At 65.5% G+C, this 6,598-nt stretch carries 5 protein-coding genes and 1 pseudogene; 3 read left to right on the top strand and 3 right to left on the bottom strand.

The genetic code is table 11. The annotated features are described in order from the left end of the window. A pseudogene (locus B3E94_RS08595) lies at window positions 1-83 on the top strand (ferredoxin); the annotation flags it as partial. Between the two features lie 81 nt (window positions 84-164). Here the strand turns inward: B3E94_RS08595 and mutM are convergent. Further along, window positions 165-977: a bifunctional DNA-formamidopyrimidine glycosylase/DNA-(apurinic or apyrimidinic site) lyase gene (mutM, locus tag B3E94_RS08590; protein WP_176515740.1), complete on the bottom strand. Its 813-nt coding sequence runs from the start codon at window positions 975-977 to the stop codon at window positions 165-167. Window positions 978-980: 3 nt separating this feature from the next. Beyond that, window positions 981-1,799: an HDOD domain-containing protein gene (locus tag B3E94_RS08585; RefSeq protein WP_286913089.1), complete on the bottom strand. Its 819-nt coding sequence runs from the start codon at window positions 1,797-1,799 to the stop codon at window positions 981-983. A gap of 160 nt (window positions 1,800-1,959) precedes the next feature. Here B3E94_RS08585 and B3E94_RS08580 point away from each other — a divergent pair, with 160 nt between their 5' ends. Next, complete coding sequence (locus tag B3E94_RS08580; protein WP_176515739.1) at window positions 1,960-3,156, top strand: class I SAM-dependent rRNA methyltransferase; 1,197 nt, start codon at window positions 1,960-1,962, stop codon at window positions 3,154-3,156. Window positions 3,157-3,201: 45 nt separating this feature from the next. On the opposite strand, the gene mgtE is transcribed toward B3E94_RS08580, so the two are convergent. Then, complete coding sequence (gene mgtE / locus B3E94_RS08575) at window positions 3,202-4,257, bottom strand: magnesium transporter (protein ID WP_286913087.1); 1,056 nt, start codon at window positions 4,255-4,257, stop codon at window positions 3,202-3,204. A gap of 482 nt (window positions 4,258-4,739) precedes the next feature. Here mgtE and ilvD point away from each other — a divergent pair, with 482 nt between their 5' ends. Further along, complete coding sequence (ilvD, locus tag B3E94_RS08570) at window positions 4,740-6,581, top strand: dihydroxy-acid dehydratase (RefSeq protein ID WP_236236012.1); 1,842 nt, start codon at window positions 4,740-4,742, stop codon at window positions 6,579-6,581. The last annotated feature ends 17 nt before the right edge of the window (window positions 6,582-6,598 follow it).

Genomic DNA, 6,598 nt, shown 5'->3' with positions numbered 1-6,598 from the left:
ACTGCATCCCGCTGGATGAAGCGCACCCGGAAACCGAAGACGAGCTGATGGCCAAGTATCGCCGGATCACCGGCAAGGCCTGATTTCAGCTGCGCCCCTATCGCCGGCAAGCCGGCTCCCATAAACCTGTAGGAGCCGGCTTGCCGGCGATGGGGCCCGCAAATTCAGCGCTGGCAGCGCGGGCAGTACACGCTGGCGCGCTGCCCCAGCTTCACCTCGCGCAAGGTCGTGCCGCACAGCTTGCACGGCATCCCGCCACGCCCATAAACGAACAATTCCTGCTGGAAGTACCCCGGCTGCCCGTCACCGCCGATGAAGTCGCGCAAGGTCGTGCCGCCCTGCTCGATGGCCGCCGCCAGCACCCGCTTGATCTCGATCGCCAGCTTCAGGTAGCGCGCCCGCGAAATCCCGCCGGCCTCGCGCCGTGGGTCGATGCCCGCCGCGAACAGCGCCTCGGTCGCGTAGATGTTGCCCACCCCCACCACCACGGCGTTGTCCATGATGAACGGCTTGACCGCCATCGAGCGCCCGCGCGACAGCTGGAACAGGCGCTCGCCGTCGAACAGGTCGGTCAGCGGCTCCGGCCCCAGGCGCAGCAGCAGTTCATGGTTGAGCGGGTCGAGGCTCCAGAGCATGGCGCCGAAGCGCCGCGGGTCGGTGTAGCGCAGCATCAGCCCCGACTCCAGCTCGATGTCGACGTGCTCGTGCTTGCCCGCCGGCAGCCCGAGCTCGACCAGGCGCAAGTTGCCCGACATGCCCAGGTGGCTGATCAGCGTGCCCACCTCGGCATTGATCAACAGGTACTTGGCACGCCGCTCGACGCTGACGATGCGCTGCCCGGACAGGCGCACGTCGAGGTCCTCGGGGATCGGCCAGCGCAGGCGCCGGTCACGCACCACCACGCGGCTGACGCGCTGGCCCTGCAGGTGCGGCGCGATTCCGCGCCGGGTGGTTTCCACTTCGGGTAGTTCTGGCATCGATCAGTGCCCGCCCAGCTCGCGAATGTTCTGTTTGAGGTTCTCGAAGTCGTACTCCGACAAGCCGATGTAGTCGAGTACCAGCGGGCCGACCGCCTGCCACTCATGGTCGACGCCCTGGTTGCCCAGCACCCGGTACGAAGCGCAGATGTGCTCGGCCATCTTCAGCACCGCCAGCAGGTTCTTCAACTGGCTCTGGGTATTGCGCGACGACTCCTCGCGAAACACCGCCAGCGCATTGTGGTGGTTGGCGATGGCCGCGCTGATGTGCTCCGGCAGGCGCCACGACTTGGCGGTGAAGTAGCCGACCACCGAGTGGTTGGTGTTGAAGGTGCGGTTTTCGGTATCGACCACCCGGGTTTGGGCATCGGCACAGGCATAGGCCTGCTCCAGCACCTGCATGTAGCTGGGAAAGCGCTTGAGCATCAGCGGCACGCCGCAGTCGTGGAACAGGCCCAGGGTGTAGGCCTCGTCCGCGGCCTGGATGCCGGTGCGCTTGGCCAGGGTCAGGCAGGTCATGGCCACGTCCTGGGCGGTGTCCCAGAAGCGGTTGAGGGTGACGATGGTTTCGTCGCACATCTCGCCCTTGATCGACTGGGCGTTGATCAGGTTGATAATCGAGCGGCTGCCCAGCAGGTTGACCGCGCGCTGGATCGAACCGATCTTGTTGGCAAGCCCGAAATGCGGCGAGTTGACCAGCTTGAGCAAGGCGCCGGAAAGCCCGGGGTCCTGGGAAATCAGCTTGGCGATGGTTTCCAGGTCAGGGTCGGGCATGTACTGCTCGAACTGCAGGTCGACCATGATCTGCGGTTGCGGCGGAATGGTGATGCCTTGCAAGGCTTGCTGGATCTGTTCGGCGCTGAGTTCTTGGGGCATGCAGGCACACTCGTTGAGGACGGGGGATTCTAGCACTTTGTCGAGCCCTGCCCCGATCCCTGGGCCAACCAGTTATACTCCCGCTCTTTTTTCCCGGAGCGACGTCATGTCCCTGCCCAGCCTTCGCCTCAAAGCCAATGCCGACCGCCGCCTGCGCGCCGGCCACCTGTGGGTCTACAGCAACGAAGTCGACGTCACCGCGACCCCGCTGCAAGGCTTCCAGGCCGGCCAGCAGGCGGTCCTCGAGGCTGCCAACGGCAAGCCACTGGGCATCGTGGCGCTGAGCCCGAACAACCTGATCTGCGCCCGCCTGCTGTCGCGCGACATCAAGCTGCCGCTGGACAAGTCGCTGCTGGTGCACCGCCTGAACGTCGCCCTGTCGCTGCGCGAGCGCCTGTTCGACAAGCCGTGCTACCGCCTGGTCTACGGCGACTCCGACCTGCTGCCGGGCCTGGTGGTCGACCGCTTCTTCGACATCCTCGTGGTCCAACTGGCCTCGGCCACCATGGAGCAGCACAAGGATGACGTGATCGCCGCCCTGGTCCAGGTGCTCAAGCCTAGCGGCATTCTGTTCAAGAACGATTCCGCCGCCCGCGATGCCGAAGGCCTGCAGCGCTACGTCGAAACCGTCTACGGCGAAGTGCCGGACTGGGTGCCGCTGGAAGAGAACGGCGTCAAGTTCGAAGCGCCGGTGCGTGAAGGCCAGAAGACCGGCTGGTTCTACGACCACCGCATGAACCGCGCGCGCCTGGCACCCTACGTCAAAGGCAAGCGCGTGCTCGACCTGTTCAGCTACATCGGTGGCTGGGGTGTGCAGGCCGGCGCCTTCGGTGCCAGCGAAGTGTTCTGCGTCGATGCCTCGGGCTTTGCCCTGGACGGCGTCGAGCGTAACGCCGCACTCAATGGCATCAGCGAGAAACTGACCTGCATCGAAGGCGACGTGTTCGAGGCGCTGCGCGAGCTGAAAGCCGCCGAAGAGCGTTTCGACGTGATCATTGCCGACCCACCCGCGTTCATCAAGCGCAAGAAAGACCTGAAAAACGGCGAAGCGGCCTACCGCCGCCTCAACGAACAGGCCATGCGCATGCTGACCAAGGACGGCATCCTGGTCAGCGCCTCGTGCTCGATGCACCTGCCCGAGGACGACCTGAACAACATCCTGCTGACCAGCGCCCGCCACCTGGACCGCAACATGCAGCTGCTCGAGCGCGGCGGCCAGGGCCCGGACCACCCGGTGCACCCGGCCATTGCAGAAACCCGCTACATCAAGAGCATCACCTGCCGCCTGCTGCCCAACAGCTGATCTGCCAGGCAAAAAGAAGGGGCCGCATTGCGGCCCCTTCTGCTTTCAGATATCCAGCACGTATGACGCGATCCCGAAGTACACCAGCACCCCCGCCGCATCGGCGATCGAGGTTACCAGCGGGCCACTGGCCGTCGCCGGGTCAAGTTTCAGCCGGGTGAACATGAAGGGCAGGCTCATGCCGATCAGGCTGCCCAGCAACACGATCACCAGCATGCTGCTGGCAACGATCACGGCAATCTCCGGCCCGCCGCGCAGCGCCCCCAGCGAGGCCACCGCCAACGCCATGGTGCCCCCCAGCGCCAGCGCCACCCCGCATTCGCGCCCGAGCATCCGCAGCCAGTCGCGCAGCACCACTTCACCGGTTGCCAGGCCGCGCACCATCAGCGTCGCCGATTGCGCGCCGGCGTTGCCACCGCTGTCCACCAGCAGCGGCAGGAAGAACACCAGCACGATATGCGCGGCAATGGTCTCTTCGAACGCCGCGATACCGGCCCCCGAGAACAGGTTGCCGAACACCAGCAGCACCAGCCACAGCACGCGCTTGCGATACAGCAGGCTGACCGTGGCATCGCGCAGGTTGCCGACGTGGTTGGTGATCGAGGCGCCCTTGTGGAAGTCTTCGGTGGCTTCATCCACCACCACATCGAGCGCCTCGTCGCAGGTGACGATGCCCACCAGGCGCCCCGCCTCGTCCAGCACCGGCACGGCCAGCAGGTCATGCGCGCGGATCGTTCGCGCCACCTCTTCCTGGCGGGTGCTGGTGCAGACGCAGACCACGTTGCGCACCATGATGCGCTCGATGGGCTCGTGCGCCGCTGCCAGAATCAGCTCGCGCAACGACAGCGTGCCCAGCAGCTGGCGCTGCTCGTCGAGCACATAGGCCTGGTAGATGGTTTCGGTATCCGCCGCTTCCCGGCGCAGCATGTCGATGGCCTGGCTGGCGCTCAGGCCGGCATCGACGCAGGAGTACTCGCTGGTCATCACGCTGCCGGCGGTGCCGTGCTCGTAGCCGTCCGGGTCGAGGAAATCATCGCGCCGGGACTGGGCGGCCTGGCGACGGGCGGAGGGGGAATCGAGGAAATCGATGATGTGCTGCATGAGGTTCTCCAAGCGCCGGCCCAGGCGCCCACAGGCCTCAGCCACAGGGACTCAAGCCGCCGGCAGCCCTGGCGCCGGCGCGCTCAGTGCCAATTTGCAGGTTCGGTATGAACTGAAACTGGGAAGGTCCATTAAGGGGGTTTCTCGTGAAGCCGCACATGCGGCGCGGCGGATAGTAAGGAGCCTCGGCGCGGCTTGTCAGCCCTGCCGGCGGCGTTTCAGAACGGTCCTACAACCAGCACCTCATTCGGCCGAAATCACCGCCCGGGCACATCGCCATTCCTTCGCCGCGCCAGCGGTGTAGAATCGGGCTATTCATCGCCAGTCATCCCCCGGCGGGTTTATGAGCTCTGGCCAAGCATGCGGCGATCCCGCAGTGTCTTCGGCCCCCATCCGTGCCAGTGGCAACCGGCCTGCGGTGCAAAGGACAAGAGAAGCTCACTCCCCTTTTTGTGACCTGATTTAGCCGCCAGGAGTGCTTCATGCCTGATTATCGTTCCAAGACCTCCACCCAAGGCCGCAACATGGCCGGCGCCCGTGCCCTGTGGCGCGCCACCGGGATGAAGGATGAAGATTTCAAGAAACCGATCATCGCCATCGCCAACTCGTTCACCCAGTTCGTCCCGGGCCACGTGCACCTGAAGGACCTGGGCCAGCTGGTGGCCCGCGAGATCGAGCGCGCCGGTGGCGTGGCCAAGGAATTCAACACCATCGCGGTCGACGACGGCATCGCCATGGGCCATGACGGCATGCTCTATTCCCTGCCGAGCCGCGAGATCATCGCCGACGCCGTGGAATACATGGTCAACGCCCACTGCGCCGACGCCATCGTGTGCATCTCCAACTGCGACAAGATCACCCCTGGCATGCTGATGGCCGCCCTGCGCCTGAACATCCCGGTGATCTTCGTTTCCGGCGGCCCGATGGAAGCCGGCAAGACCAAGCTGGCCAGCCACGGCCTGGACCTGGTCGACGCCATGGTCATCGCCGCCGACTCCTCGGCCTCCGACGAGAAAGTCGCCGAGTACGAGCGCAGCGCCTGCCCGACCTGCGGTTCCTGCTCCGGCATGTTCACCGCCAACTCGATGAACTGCCTGACCGAAGCCCTGGGCCTGGCCCTGCCGGGCAACGGTTCGACCCTGGCCACCCACGCCGACCGTGAGCAGCTGTTCCTCACCGCCGGGCGCACCATCGTCGAGCTGTGCAAGCGTTACTACGGCGACAACGACGAGTCGGTGCTGCCGCGCAGCATCGCCAACTTCAAGGCGTTCGAGAACGCCATGATGCTCGACATCGCCATGGGCGGTTCGACCAACACCATCCTGCACCTGCTGGCCGCCGCCCAGGAAGGTGAGGTGGCGTTCGACCTGCGCGACATCGATCGGCTGTCGCGCAAGGTGCCGCAGCTGTGCAAGGTGGCGCCGAACATCCAGAAGTACCACATGGAGGACGTGCACCGCGCCGGCGGCATCTTCAGCATCCTCGGCTCGCTGGCCCGTGGCGGTTTGCTGCACACCGACCTGCCGACCGTGCACAGCCGCAGCATGGAAGAGGCCATCGCCAAGTGGGACATCACCCAGACCGATGACGAAGCCGTACACACCTTCTTCAAGGCAGGCCCGGCCGGCATCCCGACGCAGACCGCGTTCAGCCAGTCGACCCGCTGGGAAACCCTCGACGACGACCGCGAGAACGGCTGCATCCGCAGCTTCGAGCACGCCTACTCGCAAGAAGGCGGCCTGGCCGTGCTGTACGGCAACATCGCCCTGGACGGTTGCGTGGTGAAGACCGCCGGTGTCGATGAGTCGATCCACGTGTTCGAAGGCAACGCGAAGATCTTCGAAAGCCAGGACAGCGCCGTGCGCGGCATCCTCGCCGACGAAGTGAAAGCGGGTGACATCGTCATCATCCGTTACGAAGGCCCGAAAGGCGGCCCGGGCATGCAAGAGATGCTCTACCCGACTTCGTACCTGAAATCCAAAGGCCTGGGCAAAGCCTGCGCCCTGCTCACCGACGGCCGCTTCTCGGGCGGTACCTCGGGCCTGTCGATCGGCCACGCTTCGCCGGAAGCCGCCGCTGGCGGTGCCATCGGCCTGGTGCGCGACGGCGACAAGGTGCTGATCGACATCCCCAACCGTTCGATCAACCTGCAAGTCAGCGATGAAGAGCTGGCCGCGCGCCGCGCCGAGCAGGACAAGAAGGGCTGGAAGCCGGCCGAAGTGCGCCCACGCAAGGTGACCACCGCGCTGAAGGCCTACGCCCTGCTGGCCACCAGTGCCGACAAGGGTGCCGTGCGCAACAAGGCGATGCTCGACGGGCTGTGAGGCCTTGAGGGTGTGAA

This window comes from Pseudomonas sp. UBA6315 (genome assembly GCF_002438125.1).
GTDB classification, from domain to species: Bacteria; Pseudomonadota; Gammaproteobacteria; order Pseudomonadales; family Pseudomonadaceae; genus Aquipseudomonas; species Aquipseudomonas faucium.
Note: the sequence above shows the minus strand (reverse complement) of the source record. Positions and strands in the feature narration are given on the sequence as shown.